The 14,860-nt window shown below is 63.4% G+C and carries 17 protein-coding genes; 3 read left to right on the top strand and 14 right to left on the bottom strand.

The window, feature by feature from the left end; genetic code table 11:
* Positions 1-297 precede the first annotated feature (297 nt).
* From A0O30_RS08080 to ccmA, 10 genes are read right to left on the bottom strand one after another with little or no spacing between them, the layout of a single operon-like run.
* Positions 298-714 carry a hypothetical protein gene (locus A0O30_RS08080; protein WP_016711753.1) on the bottom strand — a complete coding sequence of 139 codons (417 nt, stop codon included), beginning with the start codon at positions 712-714 and terminating at the stop codon, positions 298-300.
* Between the two features lie 12 nt (positions 715-726).
* Positions 727-1,920 carry a c-type cytochrome biogenesis protein CcmI gene (gene ccmI / locus A0O30_RS08075; protein WP_105946125.1) on the bottom strand — a complete coding sequence of 398 codons (1,194 nt, stop codon included), beginning with the start codon at positions 1,918-1,920 and terminating at the stop codon, positions 727-729.
* Entirely contained in the window at positions 1,913-2,389 is a 477-nt protein-coding gene (locus A0O30_RS08070) for a cytochrome c-type biogenesis protein (protein WP_105946124.1), read from the bottom strand. The genes ccmI and A0O30_RS08070 overlap by 8 nt, the downstream gene beginning before the upstream one ends.
* Positions 2,386-2,922: a DsbE family thiol:disulfide interchange protein gene (locus A0O30_RS08065; RefSeq protein WP_105946123.1), complete on the bottom strand. Its 537-nt coding sequence runs from the start codon at positions 2,920-2,922 to the stop codon at positions 2,386-2,388. Before A0O30_RS08065 ends, A0O30_RS08070 begins: the two co-directional genes overlap by 4 nt.
* Positions 2,919-4,907, bottom strand: a complete 1,989-nt coding sequence (locus A0O30_RS08060) for a heme lyase CcmF/NrfE family subunit (protein ID WP_105946122.1) — start codon at positions 4,905-4,907, stop codon at positions 2,919-2,921. The genes A0O30_RS08065 and A0O30_RS08060 overlap by 4 nt, the downstream gene beginning before the upstream one ends.
* Complete coding sequence (gene ccmE, locus A0O30_RS08055; protein WP_016711758.1) at positions 4,904-5,359, bottom strand: cytochrome c maturation protein CcmE; 456 nt, start codon at positions 5,357-5,359, stop codon at positions 4,904-4,906. Before ccmE ends, A0O30_RS08060 begins: the two co-directional genes overlap by 4 nt.
* Positions 5,356-5,532 carry a heme exporter protein CcmD gene (gene ccmD / locus A0O30_RS08050; protein ID WP_012273475.1) on the bottom strand — a complete coding sequence of 59 codons (177 nt, stop codon included), beginning with the start codon at positions 5,530-5,532 and terminating at the stop codon, positions 5,356-5,358. The genes ccmE and ccmD overlap by 4 nt, the downstream gene beginning before the upstream one ends.
* Positions 5,529-6,296: a heme ABC transporter permease gene (locus A0O30_RS08045; protein ID WP_016711759.1), complete on the bottom strand. Its 768-nt coding sequence runs from the start codon at positions 6,294-6,296 to the stop codon at positions 5,529-5,531. The genes ccmD and A0O30_RS08045 overlap by 4 nt, the downstream gene beginning before the upstream one ends.
* 46 nt (positions 6,297-6,342) lie before the next feature.
* On the bottom strand, positions 6,343-7,020 hold the full coding sequence (ccmB, locus tag A0O30_RS08040) for a heme exporter protein CcmB (protein ID WP_016711760.1): 678 nt from the start codon (positions 7,018-7,020) through the stop codon (positions 6,343-6,345).
* Positions 7,008-7,640, bottom strand: coding sequence for a cytochrome c biogenesis heme-transporting ATPase CcmA (gene ccmA / locus A0O30_RS08035; protein ID WP_105946121.1), 633 nt, complete (start codon positions 7,638-7,640; stop codon positions 7,008-7,010). The genes ccmB and ccmA overlap by 13 nt, the downstream gene beginning before the upstream one ends.
* 163 nt (positions 7,641-7,803) lie before the next feature.
* On the opposite strand from ccmA, the gene A0O30_RS08030 reads away from it, so the two are divergent.
* From A0O30_RS08030 to A0O30_RS08020, 3 genes are all read left to right on the top strand, one after another.
* Positions 7,804-9,360, top strand: coding sequence for a flagellar hook-length control protein FliK (locus A0O30_RS08030; protein WP_105946120.1), 1,557 nt, complete (start codon positions 7,804-7,806; stop codon positions 9,358-9,360).
* Positions 9,357-9,695 carry an EscU/YscU/HrcU family type III secretion system export apparatus switch protein gene (locus A0O30_RS08025; protein ID WP_105946119.1) on the top strand — a complete coding sequence of 113 codons (339 nt, stop codon included), beginning with the start codon at positions 9,357-9,359 and terminating at the stop codon, positions 9,693-9,695. The genes A0O30_RS08030 and A0O30_RS08025 overlap by 4 nt, the downstream gene beginning before the upstream one ends.
* An 81-nt stretch (positions 9,696-9,776) precedes the next feature.
* On the top strand, positions 9,777-12,530 hold the full coding sequence (locus tag A0O30_RS08020; protein ID WP_105946118.1) for a dermonecrotic toxin domain-containing protein: 2,754 nt from the start codon (positions 9,777-9,779) through the stop codon (positions 12,528-12,530).
* Between the two features lie 42 nt (positions 12,531-12,572).
* Here A0O30_RS08020 and A0O30_RS08015 read toward each other — a convergent pair whose 3' ends face one another.
* From A0O30_RS08015 to A0O30_RS08000, 4 genes are all read right to left on the bottom strand, one after another.
* Positions 12,573-12,968: a DUF2802 domain-containing protein gene (locus A0O30_RS08015; RefSeq protein WP_060499607.1), complete on the bottom strand. Its 396-nt coding sequence runs from the start codon at positions 12,966-12,968 to the stop codon at positions 12,573-12,575.
* 1 nt (position 12,969) lies between these two features.
* The gene (locus tag A0O30_RS08010) at positions 12,970-13,449 is read right to left on the bottom strand and encodes a chemotaxis protein CheW (RefSeq protein ID WP_003254393.1); all 480 of its coding nucleotides are present in this window, start codon (positions 13,447-13,449) and stop codon (positions 12,970-12,972) included.
* Between the two features lie 42 nt (positions 13,450-13,491).
* Positions 13,492-14,385: a CheW domain-containing protein gene (locus tag A0O30_RS08005; protein ID WP_105946117.1), complete on the bottom strand. Its 894-nt coding sequence runs from the start codon at positions 14,383-14,385 to the stop codon at positions 13,492-13,494.
* A partial coding sequence (locus tag A0O30_RS08000; protein WP_146256307.1) for a ParA family protein occupies positions 14,385-14,860 on the bottom strand: 476 nt, incomplete at its 5' end. The genes A0O30_RS08000 and A0O30_RS08005, both read right to left, overlap by 1 nt.

Here is a 14,860-nt window from a genome sequence, read left to right as displayed (position 1 = left end):
CCTTGCGGAGGGAGGTGACGGGCATGGATGCCCGTCAAGCGCTGGGCCCCAGGATGGGGCCTGCAGCGCGGTCCTCCCGGGAGCAAGGCCGGAGTGAGGGAACCCCGGAGCGCAGCGTAGGGGCCGGATGATGGGAGCGCAGCGTTTTTTGGTTACTTTTTGTCGCGTTTGACAAAAAGTGACTCGCAGTAAGGGCGAATAGGTGAGTCAGCGTCGCCATCGCATACGGACTATGCGCGATTTAAAAACCGGCACTGTTTCGCTGTTCGCTTTCAGGCGCGGGCATAAACAACACTATTACTGGGCGAACGCGCGACCTAAACCGCCTGGTACGCCGCTACTGTCAGTTTCCTGCCACGGCCCATTCGGGCTCAGCGACCAGCTCCAGCCGTTGTCGAACCGGTAATAAGTACGCTGCCGGTAGAAGGTATTGGGCTGTTTCTCCAACACATACACACCCAGCTTCGGATCCCAATGGCTGGCCCCGCCCGGTGGTGGCGCAAAGCTGGCCGAGGTACGCGGCATCGGTTTGGGAATCGCCGCCGGCTTGCTCGGTTGGGTCGATGGCTGCCCGCCCGGCAACGGCTTGACCACCGGCCCCTGTGGCGGCACGCGTTCAATCGGGGGTTCAGGCTGCTCATACGGCTGATGCACCGTACACGCAGACAAACCCAGGGCCAGGGTAATCAGGGTCAGGCGGACGGTGCTGTGCATGGCATTGCTCTCTTACTGGTCGGGGCTGTCGATGGTCAGGCGCTGGGTAGCCTGGGTGGCGCTGGGCAGTGGCGCACCCTGGCCAATCCATTCGCCGTGGGTAGGCTGGCCAGCGCGCGATACACGTGCAACCAGTTGGACTTCGGCAAATTGCGACAGTTTCATCTGCGGCATCATCGCGTCAGCATCCGACAACTCCACCTCGATCGGCAACTGCGCCACCGTCACCCGCTTGGCCGCCAGCGGCATGGGCGGGCCATTGCTGGCGCGGGCAAAGATGAACACGGTGTCGTCCGGCTTGACCTTGTCTTTCAGCGCCGCTGCCAGCTCCACCCGCACTTTCAGGCGGGCCGCCGCAGGTGCGGGTGGAGCTTCCGCCACAGCCCCACCCAGGCGCTCGACGGCGCGGTCGATACCGCCCTGCAGGGCGTCACGCGATGCGTCACCTTCCGGCAGCTGCGCCAGCAGGCGCTTCCAGTAGTCGATGGCTTCCTGGTAACGCTCACCTTCGAAGGCCGCGATGCCGCGCAGGCCCAGGCTGGTCACTTCGTTGGGGTCGGCCTTCAAAGCTTCGTCAGTCAGCGCCTGCAACTGCGGGCTCCACTGTTTGTCAGCAGCAAAATACAGGGCCTGAGCCCATTGCCCCAGCAGCTCGGGCTGGCGGCCTGCCAGGGCCACGGCCCGCTCGAAGGTGCGCGCCGCATCAGCCGGGCGTTGCTCGGCCATGTAGGCGCGCCCCAGGAAGTACATGGCCTCGGCCGAATCCGGCTGGGCCTCCACCACGCGCTCCAGACGCGTGGTCATTTCTTCCATCGACTTGGGCGCCTCGGCGAACTCCTGGGTCAGGGCCACCTTGTCGGCCGCACCAAAATGCAGGTACAGCCCAAGCGCCATCAGCGGTACCAGCACAGCCGCCAGCAGCGGCAAAACCTTGCCCAAGTGGCCCTGGCGCGGTGCCTCGGCGCCTTCGGTATCGGCCAGCAATTCGCGGGCAGCCTCGTCACGGCCCTTGGTCATCTGCGCCTCGTCAAGCACGCCAGCAGCCTGCTGGGCGGCCAGTTCGGCAACACGCTCCTGGTACAGGGCCACGTTCAGGGCGGTGCGGTCTTCTTCCTGCTGACGACGACGGCCACGCAGGATAGGGATCAGCAAAAAGCTGAGGGCAGCGAGCAGCAGCAGGCCCGCGCTAAGCCAGAATTCAATCATGGGTCTGTTCTTTTTCCAGCAGTTTGGCGAGACGCTCGCGTTCTTCGGCAGACAATTCATTGCCGCCCTGCACAGCCGTACCGCGGCGCCGGCGCACGATCACCGCCAACACCACGAAACCGCCGGCCAGCAGAATCCCCGGGCCGAACCACAACAGCCAGGTGCGCCCGCTGAGCGCCGGCTTGTAGCGCACGAAGTCACCATAGCGGTCGACCATGAAGTCGACGATCTGCTGGTTGCTCTTGCCCTCGCCCAGCATGCGGAAGATTTCCCGGCGCAGGTCGGCGGCAATCGGTGCGTTGGAATCGGCAATGTCCTGGTTCTGGCACTTGGGGCAGCGCAGTTCCTTGGTCAGTTGCTGATAGCGCTCGCGCTCGGCCTCCTCGCGGAACTGGTAGGTGTCGATGGCCGCCTTGGCCACGCCGGCCAGGCTCATGCCCAGCACGGCAGCCGCCAGCCAACGCCTCATGGTTTGGCCTCATCGACCAGGCCCTGGTAAAGCGGGGCCAGCTGTTCGCGCCACACCGTGGCATCGACAATGCCCACGTGTTTGTAGCGAATGATGCCCTTGGCGTCGATCAGGAAGGTTTCCGGCGCACCGTACACGCCCAGGTCCAGGCCCAGGCTGCCCTGCTCGTCGCGGATATCCAGCTGATAAGGGTTGTGGAACTCGGCCAGCCATTTTTGCGCGGCGGCATTGTCGTCCTTGTAGTTGACCCCGTGAATCACCACGCCCTGCTGGGCCAGCTGGTTAAGGTACGGGTGCTCGACCTTGCAGGACGGGCACCAGGTGGCCCACACGTTGACCAGCGCCGGGCGGCCCTGCAAGTCGGCCTGGGTCAGGGTGCGGTCGCCCTGGGTCGAGGCCAGCGAAAACGCCGGGAACGGTTTGCCGATCATTGCCGAAGGCAGCTCGTCGGGCTTGAGGAACAGCCCTTTGTAGAGGAACACCGTCACCAGCAGGAACACTGCCAGGGGGACTACCATGATCCAACGCTTCATGCAGCTGCTCCAGACACGCCCAGGGCATCACGCACCCGGGTCTTGACCTTGACGCGGTAACGCCGGTCGAGGGCCGCCAGCAACCCACCCAGGCCAGTCAGCAGACCGCCCAGCCAGATCCAGCGGACGTAAGGCTTGATATGTACGCGCACGGCCCACGCGCCGTTCTCCAGCGGCTCGCCCAGGGCGACGTACAGGTCGCGGGTAAAGCCTGCATCGATGCCGGCTTCGGTCATCATCGACTGCTGCACGGTGTACAGGCGCTTTTCCGGGTGCAGGGTGGTGATTTCACGGCCATCACGGCTGACCACCACGGTGCCCTTGTCGGAGATGAAGTTCGGCCCTTCGAAGTGCTTGGCGCCCTGGAACAGGAAGTGGTAACCACCCAGTTCCACGCTTTCGCCCGGGGCCATGCGCAGGTCGCGTTCGGCGCTGTTGTTGCTCGACAGCACCACGCCCAGCGCACACACCGCCAGGCCCAGGTGGGCCAGCTGCATGCCCCAGTAGCTGCGGCCCAGGCAGGGCAGGCCCTTGAGCAGGCCTTTGTGGCGGGTCTTGTCGAGGATGTCGCGCAGCCCGCCGAGCACCACCCAGGCGGCCAGAGCGAAGGCGGTCAGGGTCGGCCAGTCGAAGTCATCGACGACAAAGCCGGCCACCGGGGCCAGGATGGCGCTGCCGATCAGCACCGGGGTCATCATGCTGGCCAGCCATTTGCCCGGGGTGTCCTTCCAGCGCACCACCACCCCCACGCTCAGCACCACCATCAACAGCGCCATCAGCGGCAGGAACAAGGCATCGAAGTACGGCGGGCCGACCGACAGCTTGGCCCCGGTGAGGGCATCGAGCACCAGCGGGTACAAGGTACCGAGCAGAATCATCGACGCGGCCACCACCAGCACCAGGTTGTTGGCCAGCAGCAGCGTCTCGCGCGACCACAGGGCGAAGCCGACCTGGCTCTTGACCACCGGGGCCCGCAGGGCGAACAGGGTGAGCGAACCACCGACCACGAACAGGAGGAAGATCAGGATGAAAATGCCCCGCGACGGGTCGGCGGCAAAGGCATGCACCGAAGTCAGCACACCGGAACGCACCAGGAAAGTCCCCAGCAGGCTCAGCGAGAACGCGGCAATGGCCAGCAGCACGGTCCAGCTCTTGAACACCCCGCGTTTTTCGGTCACTGCCAGCGAGTGAATCAGCGCCGTGCCTACCAGCCAGGGCATGAACGAGGCGTTTTCCACCGGGTCCCAGAACCACCAGCCACCCCAGCCCAGCTCATAGTAGGCCCACCACGAGCCCAGGGTGATGCCCACGCCAAGGAAGGCCCAGGCAACGATGGTCCACGGCCGCGACCAGCGCGCCCAGGCAGCGTCCAGGCGGCCGCCGAGCAAGGCAGCGATGGCGAAGGCGAAGGCCACCGAGAAGCCCACGTAACCCATATACAACATCGGCGGGTGAACGATCAGGCCAAAGTCCTGCAGCAGCGGGTTGAGGTCGCGACCATCGGTCGGCACCTGCGGCAGCAAGCGCTGGAACGGGTTGGAGGTAATGATCAGGAAGCTCAGGAAGCCCACGCTGATCATGCCCATCACCGCCAGCACACGGGCCAGCATCACCTGCGGCAACTGGCGCGAGAACACCGACACGGCAAAGGTCCAGCCGCCCAGGATCAGCGCCCAGAGCAGCAACGAACCTTCGTGGGCGCCCCATACAGCGCTGAACTTGTAGTACCAGGGCAAGGCGCTGTTGGAGTTGCTGGCTACGTAGGCAACCGAGAAATTGTCGGTCATGAAGGCATGGGTCAAACACGCGAAGGCGAAGGCCAGGAAGGCGAACTGCCCCCACGCCGCCGGCCGTGCCAGGCTCATCCACAGGCTGTCGCCCCGCCAGGCGCCGAGCAGCGGCACACTGGCCTGTACAGCGGCGAAGCAGATGGCCAGGATCATCGCCAGCTGGCCCAGTTCGGGGATTACCAGCGCCGCGTTCATGGCTTGGCCTCCCCGCCCGTGGCGGCCTGGCCGCTTTCCTTCAGGGCCTTGGTGACCTCGGGCGGCATGTACTTCTCATCGTGCTTGGCCAGCACTTCGTCGGCCACCACCACACCGTCGGCGTTGACCTTGCCCAGGGCGACAATGCCCTGCCCTTCGCGGAACAGGTCAGGCAGGATGCCACGGTAGGTGATCGGTACCGACTTGTTGAAGTCGGTGACCACGAAGCGCACATCCAGCGAGTCGGACGAACGCTGCACCGAGCCTTTCTCGACCATGCCGCCTGCGCGGATGCGGGTGTCCAGCGGTGCTTCGCCATTGGCGATCTGGGTGGGGGTATAGAACAGGTTGATGTTCTGCTGCAGTGCGCTCAAGGCAAAGCCGACGGCAACCCCGACGCCGACCAGCAGGCCGACGATGAGCAACAGGCGTTTCTTGCGCTGCGGATTCACTGGTTGTTCTCCCGGCGCAAACGGCGCGCCTCTTCTTGCAGGTAGCGACGGCGGGCCAGCAGCGGCGCAGCAACGTTCAGCGCCAGCACGGCCAGGCAGATGCCATAGGCCGACCACACGTACAGGCCATGGTGGCCCATGGCGAGAAAGTCGCCAAAGGTGGCAAAGCTCATTGTGCGGCCCTCCGCCCCAGGCTGTTCAACACTTCGTCCTTGACCCAACTGGCGCGCGCCTCGCGCTTGAGCACTTCAAGGCGCATGCGCAACAGCAGCACGGCACCGAAGAAGCAGTAGAAACCCAGCGCCGTGCACAGCAATGGCAGCCACATTTCTGCGGGCATCGCCGGTTTTTCGGTAAGGGTGAAGGTGGCGCCCTGGTGCAGGGTGTTCCACCACTCCACCGAGTACTTGATGATCGGGATGTTCACCACGCCGACAATCGCCAGCACCGCGCAGGCCTTGGCCGCACTGTCACGATTACTGATCGCCTGGCCCAACGCAATAATGCCGAAGTACAGGAACAGCAGGATAAGCATGGACGTAAGGCGGGCATCCCACACCCACCAGCTGCCCCAGGTCGGCTTGCCCCAGATGGCGCCAGTGACCAGCGCCACGGCGGTCATCCAGGCGCCGATCGGCGCGGCGCATTGCAAGGCGACATCGGCGATTTTCATTTTCCACACCAGCCCCACCACCCCGGCCACCGCCAGCAGCACGTAGCAGGACTGCGCCAGCATTGCCGCCGGCACATGAATGTAGATGATGCGGAAGCTGTTGCCCTGCTGGTAGTCCTGTGGGGCGAAGGCCAGGCCCCAGGTGATGCCGACCAGCAGCAGGAGCACGGCAGCACCGGCCAGCCATGGCAGCATGCGGCCGCTGATGGCATAGAACCATTTGGGGGAGCCCAGCTTGTGGAACCACGTCCAGCTTATTTTCATCAGGGTACATCCAGGGTATTGGCCGGGCTTGAAAGCCCGGGACTCGTTATTCGCCAACGCTGATTTTCAGGCCGGCCGCTATCGCAAAGGGTGCCAGGGTCACGGCCAGGGCCGTGAGGCTGGCAAGCCAGAGCAGGTGGCCGGTTGCCGGCATATTTTGCAACGCCGCTTGCAACGCACCACTGCCCAGGATCAATACAGGGATATACAACGGCAGAATCAGCAACGCCAGTAACAAACCACCGCGCTTGAGGCCAACCGTCAGCGCCGCACCCACCGCACCCAGCAGGCTCAGTACCGGCGTACCCAGCAGCAACGAGCCAAGCAGCACCGGCAGGCAATGGCTCGGCAGCCCCAGCATCAGCGCCAGCAGCGGCGCCAACAATACCAGCGCCAGCCCGGAAAAGATCCAGTGCGCCAGCACCTTGGCCAGCACCAGCAGCGCCAGCGGGTGCGGCGACAGCACCCACTGTTCCAGCGAGCCGTCCTCGAAATCGCTGCGGAACAGGCCGTCCAGCGACAACAGCACCGCCAGCAATGCCGCCACCCAGACAAGCCCAGGCGACAAGGTTTGCAACAATTGGCTTTCCGGGCCGACCGCCAAAGGGAACAACGCCACGACGATGGCGAAGAACACCAGCGGGTTGGCCAGCTCGGCCGGACGGCGGAACAGCAGGCGCGCTTCGCGGCGCAACAACAAGACGAATACGCTCATGCCGCCCATTGCCCCAGGTTCAGTTCACGGTAACCGGAGGGCTTGCGTTCCAGCATGTGGTGGGTGGTCAGCACCACCGTGCCACCCTGTTCGCAATGGGCCGCCAGGTGTGCTTCCAGCTGTGCCACGCCCTGCTTGTCCAGGGCCGTGAACGGCTCGTCAAGAATCCACAGCGGCGGGCAGGCCAGGTGCAACCGGGCCAAGGCCACGCGCCGCTGCTGGCCGGCTGACAGGGTATGGCAGGGTACGTCTTCGAAACCCCGCAGGCCGACGGCCTCCAGCGCGGCCCAGATCGCCTCGCGGCTGGCCGGCTGGTGCAAGGCGCACAGCCAGGTGAGGTTTTCTTCAGCGGTGAGCAGGTCCTTGATGCCAGCGGCGTGGCCGATCCACAACAGGATGCTGGCCAGGGCATGGCGCTGCTCGGCCAGTGGCTTACCGCCCAGCAGGATCTGCCCGGCAGTCGGCTGCATCAGCCCGGCCAGCAGACGCAGCAGGCTGGTCTTGCCGCTGCCGTTGGGGCCGCTGATCTGCAGCATGTCGCCGGCACCCAACTCGAAATCGAGCTGCTCGAACAACAGGCGCCAGTCGCGCTCGCAGGCCAGGCCTGCGGCTTGGAGGTGAAGGGTCACGGTTTCGCCTTATCTTTGTAGGGCTTCAGTGCGGCGTCGCCTGAAGCCCTGTGTCTCAAGTCGCCCCCAGCGCTGCCGTTATACTGGCAACCACGGGCGCTCGGCATTATTACATGCGCCGCCGCGCTGCCAAGAGGCCGGGTTCGACAGGTTGTATACAATCATGACTGAAATCAATAGTCTCGCTGCACAAACCGCAGTCAATACCCAAGCCATGAAGGCCGGTATGACCGGCGAACTGCTGCGCCTGACGCAACCGCAGCCTGGCTTGATGGCCCCTGGCGAGACCGCACAGGCCGAAGTGGTTGCGATGCGGCAGGTGGGCAGCGACTTTCAGCTGGTGCTACGGCTGATGCAGGCCAACGGCCTTCAGACCCAACTGCAAGCCAGTGCCAGCCAGCCCCTGCCTCAAGGCAGCCAGGTCACCGTCAGCCAGACCGAAAGCAATCATCTGGCGATCATGCTGCAGCAGGCCAGCGCCAGCCAGGTCGCCACCCTCACCCGCCTGGACACCAGCAAGGTGCCCGTCGGCACCCTGCTGCAAGGCAAGGTCATGACCAACCAGCTACTGCCCCAGGCCGCTGGCCAGCCTGCGGCCTACCGGGCCCTGATCAGCCTGCTCAACAGCGCCCAAGCCGGCGCCACCCTGACGGTGGACAGCCCACGCCCTCTGGCTATCGGCAGCCTGCTCAGCGCGCTGGTGCAGGGTGACCAGTCACTGCGTTTCGTGCCACTCAGCGGCAGGCAGGACCAGCTCAACATCGCCCAGCAGCTGCTAACCCAGCAAAACCGCCAAGCCTCGTTGCCCTGCCTGCTCAACGCCCTGCAGCAGATGACCCGAGACCCTGGCATCGATGGCGACCTGCGCGCCAGCGCCGAACGCCTGTTGGTCAGCCTGCCAGATGCGCGCCAGCTGGGCGATGCGAAAGCGGTTGCCCAGGCCTTGAACAACAGTGGCGCTTTCCTTGAAGCGAAACTGCTGGGTGGCTTTCCTGCCAGCGTCGCCACCGATCTGAAGGCGCATTTGTTGCGGCTGGTCGCCCAGGCTTCGACCACGCCGCCCGGCACGGCCAACCTTGCACCAGCCAGCCTGGCCGTGACCATGCCGGCACTGGCCCGCAGTGCGCTGGGCATGCTCGAACGGGTCAGCCCCAGGCCGCAGCCGGGCGCGTTCCCGCTGCCCTCGCGCCTGCTCAAGGCCCTGGAAGACGAAGGCGACCTGCAACAACTGCTGCGCCTTGCCGCTGCGGCAATTTCGCGCCTGCAAAGCCATGCCATGAGCAGCCTGCAACAGACCGGAACGCTGGAAAACGGCAACCTGCAGACCACCTGGCAAACCGAAGTGCCGATCCGCCACGGCCAGGAATTCATCCCGTTGCAGGTCAAACTGCAGCGCGAAGAAACCCCGCAGCAGCAAGCCGACCGCCAGCATGAAGCACAAGACCCGCTGCAGGCCCTTTGGCGCATCGAACTGGCCTTCGACCTGTCGCCACTCGGCCCCGTGCAGGTACAGGCACAACTGAGCCAAGGCCGCCTGAGCGGGCAACTGTGGGCAGAGCGTGAGCAAACCGCCAGGCTGATCGACACCCAGCTCGGCGCCCTGCGCGAGCGCCTGCTGGCACGTGGCCTGGACGTCGGTGACCTGGAGTGCCACCCTGGCACGCCGCCACAAGGCCCGCGCACGCGGGTAGAACAACGTTGGGTGGATGAAAACGCATGAGCCAGAAGCACACACGCCAGGCCATTGCCCTGAGCTACGACGGCCAGCAGGCCCCCACCCTCAGCGCCAAGGGTGACGATGCCTTGGCCGAAGCTATCCTGGCCCTGGCCCGTGAACACGAGGTGCCAATCTACGAAAATGCCGAGCTGGTGCGCCTGCTGGCGCGCCTGGAGCTGGGCGAGCAGATCCCGGAAGCTTTGTACCTGACCATCGCCGAAATCATCGCGTTTGCGTGGCAACTGCGCGGTAAAGTCCCGTACGGCTTCGATGATTCACCGATAGACGAACGCGACGTGACAGAGGTGCTTGCGCGCCTGCCTGGCCCGCCAGGCTGAACCTCAGGGCCAGCACTATTTACCACTCCCCTGCCAATCAGCCGGTCGATGCTGTGGTTTTCCCAACCCACGGAGACCGACATGGCCACCACGCACATCAATGCGGCTGGCGTGCAGTTCGTACGCAACCACCTCGCCACCCTTCCCCGCCCAGACCGCGAAGCCAAGCGCGCAATTGCTGCCTGGCTTGCCACCCAAGGGGTACACCAGGACCCAGACCTGATTGATGTCGTCACGCTGCATGTTCACCCTGATGGCATCGCCAGTTACCAGGCCAAAGTCGTACAGCGCGTCAGCCTCACCCAAGCGGTGCTGATGAACTGGCAAGGCGAATCCAACAACGACTTCTTCGGCGGGCTGTTCAGGCAACCCTGGGCCGGCACGTTGCCGGACGATGGCCCGATCACACTGGTCGACCACTTCCCCCCACAGCCCATTTACGATAACGGCGCCTGGTACGAAGTGTTCAATGGCCTGTTCAAGCGCAGCACACCCGCCCGTTACGATCATTCCACACTGCTCGACATCCGCGCCGAAGCCTTGCAAAGCCATATAGAAGCAATGGACTTTCACACAGGTTACACGGCATCACTCGACGCTTTCTGGCATCAACACCTTTCAGACTACCGACTGTGCTGCAAACTCAACTTCATCGCTGCCTGCAACAAACAGGTCGCAGAAGGCAGCCTGAGCGACGCCGCACGCAAGCTGGCCTGGCGGGCAGCCGAACTGATCCCGCGCGGCGAAGGTTTACGCCTGAGCACGCTGAGCATCTACGGCTATGCCGCCACCGACCTGCTGTACATCAACGACACCAAGACCGACCTGATCCTGCTCTACGCCCCCGGCAACAGTTCACCGCTACTGGAGTTCGCCAGCGAAGACCTGTTGAAAGACTGGGTTGGCCAACAGTGCAAAGGCGCCGACACGCGCCAGGCACTCAAGCAACACTTCCGCCTGGCCGACGGCCCACAGGGCATCGACTTCAGCGGCCTGGACACCGCCCTGGAAGGCCTGGGCGTTTATCCGCACAACCACCGCTTGCCACCGGAGCATGGCTTTTTCAACGACGACGGTACATGGCCACCGCGTACGTACGTCAACTACCGCCCCGGCAAGTACAACCCACGCCTTACCGGCGATCTGTTCCAGGCCATGGCCGAGCGTCAGCGCCAACGCTGTTACGACGATGCCGATTTCCTCATTACCAGCAATGCGCAAATAACAAAATCCAGATGGGCCAGCTACCTGAACAGCACCCTCACGCTTGTGGCACCGCTGACATTCGTGGTGCCGGGCCTGGCCCCGCTGCTTGCGCTAGGCGGTATAGCGCAGCTTGCGCTTGGCCTTGACCAGGCCATCAACGGGAAAACCCTGCGCGAAAAACAGCAAGGGCTGGGCGATATCGCTTATGGTCTTTTGAATTCAACCCCCTTGGCCGCTGAGGCCGTGATCAAAAGCACTGCGCTGTTTCGCTATCAGGAAGACGGCTTCGTTCTCCCGCGCAAAATCAATGATCAATGGGGATACCCCCTGAGCCCCGTAAGCCCGCCCCATTTGCCGGAGGTGGAAGTAGCCCCCTATTTTCACCGCCCGGCGCGCATAGCGCCCCTGCCGGACGCTGATGCCGTCGTTGCCAACTCGGTAAGGCGCTTTCCTCGGTACAACGGCGATGTGGACCAACTGATCGGCTACTACGAAGAAGTGCCCGACTACGCAGAAGTGCTCGACCTGGTCTACGACATGGAAGCCGATCTGTTCATCACCGAGGAAGGCACCAATGAGGTAGAACCGGTTTACTATGAAGCCGAGCCCGAAACCGGTAACTTGCGCATCGTCAACCCCGAAGGGCGCCAGGTAACAAACCAGATGCGCATGTCATCCCTGCGAGCGCTGGGTATCGATGTGCAGCTTCCCGTACATTTACCAGCGCCCGTCCCGCCAGGTGCTCACCCGATCCCCAAGCTGATTTCATCGCTTTGGGTCGGCAATAAAACGCTCAGCGACGAGCTGCTTGGCACACTGGCTGCCAACGCACTAAAACTACGCGACAGTGCGTATCGATATCGGCTATTCCTGTCAAAAGCAAACCCCGAGGCCTTTGCGGAAAACCTGCGCATGCTAGAGGCAAGAGTGCCCGATATGCAGGTATTAACACTGGAAGACCAGCCTTTCTTCACCGCCTTCGAACAAAGCCAGTACTTTGCCCAGTACCAAGCAGCAATCGACGGCAACGGCGGTGTAGCCACCAACTTCTCCTCAGCATCGGATGTATTGCGCTACCCGTTGCTGCATGCTGAAGGCGGGATATACATGGATGTCGATGACCAACTGCTGGATGCGGCGGCGAGTGCCGCTCATAACACTGCGGCTATCGATACCGTAGAATTGCTCGCCACCGATGACGGGCTGCTGTTACACCCACCCATGCAAAACGAAAAGCTGGGAATGAACACGCAGTTCAACACCAGCATGATCGGCAGCCAAGCCGGCAACCCGACGCTGCTGGCCATTTCCGAAGAAATGCATGCCCGCTATCTGGCCAATGCGGATTTCTACCAGGTACGTCCCACGCTGGCAGATGACCCCGCTGGCTTCTATCGCTACGCCAACCGGCTCAGTGAACTGACCGGCCCGGGAATGTTCAATGCCGTGGTAGACCGGGTGCTGCCAGATCTCTATTGCCTGCGTCAGCTTCACAACCTGTACATGATGCCGCGCATCAACAGCTTCCTCTACGTCGACCTGGACCTTTTCAAGGCGCTACAGCTCCAGCGCCTGCCACTGTCCCGCGTGGCCAGAGTGGGTGGCATGCATTCCTGGGCCACAACCTGAAGCACCTGAAAGAAAGGCGACATCATGGTCGCCTTTGTGCATTCACCCGCTGCGGTGCAGCTTGCTCATCAACTCCGCCTCGGCCTGGGTCAGGCCGCAGCTTTCGGTCAGTTCGGCCACGCTGGCGCCCATGCCCACCAGTTTGGCGGCCTGGGTGAAGGTGACGTTGTTGGGGTCACGCTGTTCCAGCTGCTGAATCTTGTCGGGCAGTGGCGCCACCGCCACGCTCAGCTCGTGCAGCGCCTCGCCCATGCGCACGGTACCGTTCTGGTAGTCGTCCAGGCGTTTGGCCAGGTCCTTGATGCGCTGGTCACGCAGCGCATCGCCTTCGGCCTGCTGCGCGGCCAGCTCGCGCTGGCGCTTGCTGTAGTTGAGGAAAAACCACAGGCTCAGCGCCCACACCAGCGCCAGGAAGATGACAGCAACCTGTAGGATCAACTCAGATATTCTCCAGCTCGGACCACTCTTCCTCGGTCATCATCTTGTCCAGCTCAACCAGAATCAGCAGTTCGCCATTCTTGTTGCACACGCCCTGGATGAACTTGGCCGACTCTTCGTTACCCACGTTTGGCGCGGTCTCGATTTCGGACTGGCGCAGGTACACCACCTCGGCCACGCTGTCGACCAGAATGCCGACCACTTGCTTGTCAGCCTCGATGATGACGATACGGGTGTTGTCGGTGACTTCGGTCGGCATCAGGCCGAAACGCTGGCGGGTGTCGATCACCGTCACCACGTTGCCGCGCAGGTTGATGATGCCCAGCACATAGCTTGGCGCACCCGGCACCGGGGCGATCTCGGTGTAGCGCAACACTTCCTGTACCTGCATCACATTGATGCCGTAGGACTCGTTGTCCAGACGGAAGGTAACCCACTGCAGGATCGGATCTTCGGAACCTTGTGCAGACGACTTTTTCATTCCCCTAGCCCTCAAAATCCGCCATTGGCGGTGTGTTCGGTGTCATTTTTGTCTAGCGTGCATCTGCTTGACCGCGCCGCTGGCGATCAGCTCGGCCAACGCGGCGACGTCGAGCAGTGCACACATGTGTTCGATTACGGTGCCGGCCAGCCACGGGCGCTGGCCACGCTGGCTGCGCCATTTGATTTCTGACGGGTCCAGGCGCAGCGAGCGGCTGACCTGGTGCACGGCCAACCCCCATTCGTAGCCCTGCACGGAAATCACGTAATTCAGGCCTTGGCGAAAATCATCCCGGTAACGGTCGGGCATCACCCAACGCGCAGTGTCCAGCACCTTCAGGTTACCCGCCTGGCAGGTCAGGATGCCGAGAAACCAATCGGGCTGGCCGAACAGCGGCGTCAGCTCCTGGCCGGCCAGGTTGTAGATCGACCCCAGGCACACCAACGGCACCGCCAGGGTCAAGCCAGCCACGTCGAACAGCAAGCATTCGAACGGCTCGGCGGCCCACACCGGACGGCCGTCGACGCTGGCTGGCGGCACCGGCAGATCCGGTGCCGGCAAATGCACATCCACCAGCGGAACCGCCAGCTCCACGGCCTGCTCCTCAACCAGTACCGGAATACTGGCCTCGGCTACCACCGCTTGTTCGACCACCGTCACCACAGGGGCTTCCACCGGCATGACGGCAGGCAGCACCGCCAGCTTTGGTTCGGCAAAAGGTCGCGGCGGGAAGCTAGCGGCGGCTTCAGCCGGCACCGGCACGGCCGGTTGCCGGGCATCACGCGCCTGTTCCTCACGCACCGCTTCGGCGAAATCGTCCGCTACAACCGGCTGCTCGAACAGGCCTTCGGCCTCGGTAGCCTCCTGCAGCAGGCCATCGAGGTACGACTGCAGGGCCAATTGCGGCCGGGTGCCGGTTTTCTGTATCTGGGTCATCAGGCCACCTGCGCCGCAGTCTTGTAAGTCAGCAGGTGCTTGAGCAGCGCCCGGTAGGCAATCAGCCCACGGCTCTTGCTGTCGAACTGCGAGGGCGTAACACCCTTGCGGCTGGCATCGCGCAGGCGCGTGTCCACCGGGATGTAGCCTTGCCACACCTGCTGGCCGTAACTGTCACGCAACTGCTTGAGCGTGCCCAGCGAGGCCTGGGTACGGCGGTCGAACAGGGTTGGCACGATCTGATATGGCAGCGCCTGCTTGCGCGAGCGATTGACCATGGCCAGGGTGCCGACCATGCGCTCCAGGCCCTTGACTGCGAGAAACTCGGTTTGCACCGGGATGACCAACTGCTGGCTGGCGGCCAGGGCATTGACCATCAGCACGCCGAGCAAGGGTGGGCTGTCGATCAGGGCAAAGTCGAAATCCTGCCATAGCTGCGCCAGACTCTTGGCGATTACCAGGCCCAGGCCGTTCT

The sequence above is a fragment of the Pseudomonas sp. LLC-1 genome (assembly GCF_002992185.1).
Classification (GTDB): domain Bacteria; phylum Pseudomonadota; class Gammaproteobacteria; order Pseudomonadales; family Pseudomonadaceae; genus Aquipseudomonas; species Aquipseudomonas monteilii.
This window is presented reverse-complemented; position numbering and strand designations above follow the sequence as displayed.

Coding starts and splice junctions, on each gene's coding strand:
- A0O30_RS08080 (WP_016711753.1), bottom strand. CDS start 714: ATGCACAGCACCGTCCGCCTGACCCTGATTACCCTGGCCCTGGGTTTG.
- ccmI (WP_105946125.1), bottom strand. CDS start 1,920: ATGATTGAATTCTGGCTTAGCGCGGGCCTGCTGCTGCTCGCTGCCCTC.
- A0O30_RS08070 (WP_105946124.1), bottom strand. CDS start 2,389: ATGAGGCGTTGGCTGGCGGCTGCCGTGCTGGGCATGAGCCTGGCCGGC.
- A0O30_RS08065 (WP_105946123.1), bottom strand. CDS start 2,922: ATGAAGCGTTGGATCATGGTAGTCCCCCTGGCAGTGTTCCTGCTGGTG.
- A0O30_RS08060 (WP_105946122.1), bottom strand. CDS start 4,907: ATGAACGCGGCGCTGGTAATCCCCGAACTGGGCCAGCTGGCGATGATC.
- ccmD (WP_012273475.1), bottom strand. CDS start 5,532: ATGAGCTTTGCCACCTTTGGCGACTTTCTCGCCATGGGCCACCATGGC.
- A0O30_RS08045 (WP_016711759.1), bottom strand. CDS start 6,296: ATGAAAATAAGCTGGACGTGGTTCCACAAGCTGGGCTCCCCCAAATGG.
- ccmB (WP_016711760.1), bottom strand. CDS start 7,020: ATGGGCGGCATGAGCGTATTCGTCTTGTTGTTGCGCCGCGAAGCGCGC.
- A0O30_RS08030 (WP_105946120.1), top strand. CDS start 7,804: ATGACTGAAATCAATAGTCTCGCTGCACAAACCGCAGTCAATACCCAA.
- A0O30_RS08025 (WP_105946119.1), top strand. CDS start 9,357: ATGAGCCAGAAGCACACACGCCAGGCCATTGCCCTGAGCTACGACGGC.
- A0O30_RS08020 (WP_105946118.1), top strand. CDS start 9,777: ATGGCCACCACGCACATCAATGCGGCTGGCGTGCAGTTCGTACGCAAC.
- A0O30_RS08010 (WP_003254393.1), bottom strand. CDS start 13,449: ATGAAAAAGTCGTCTGCACAAGGTTCCGAAGATCCGATCCTGCAGTGG.
- A0O30_RS08005 (WP_105946117.1), bottom strand. CDS start 14,385: ATGACCCAGATACAGAAAACCGGCACCCGGCCGCAATTGGCCCTGCAG.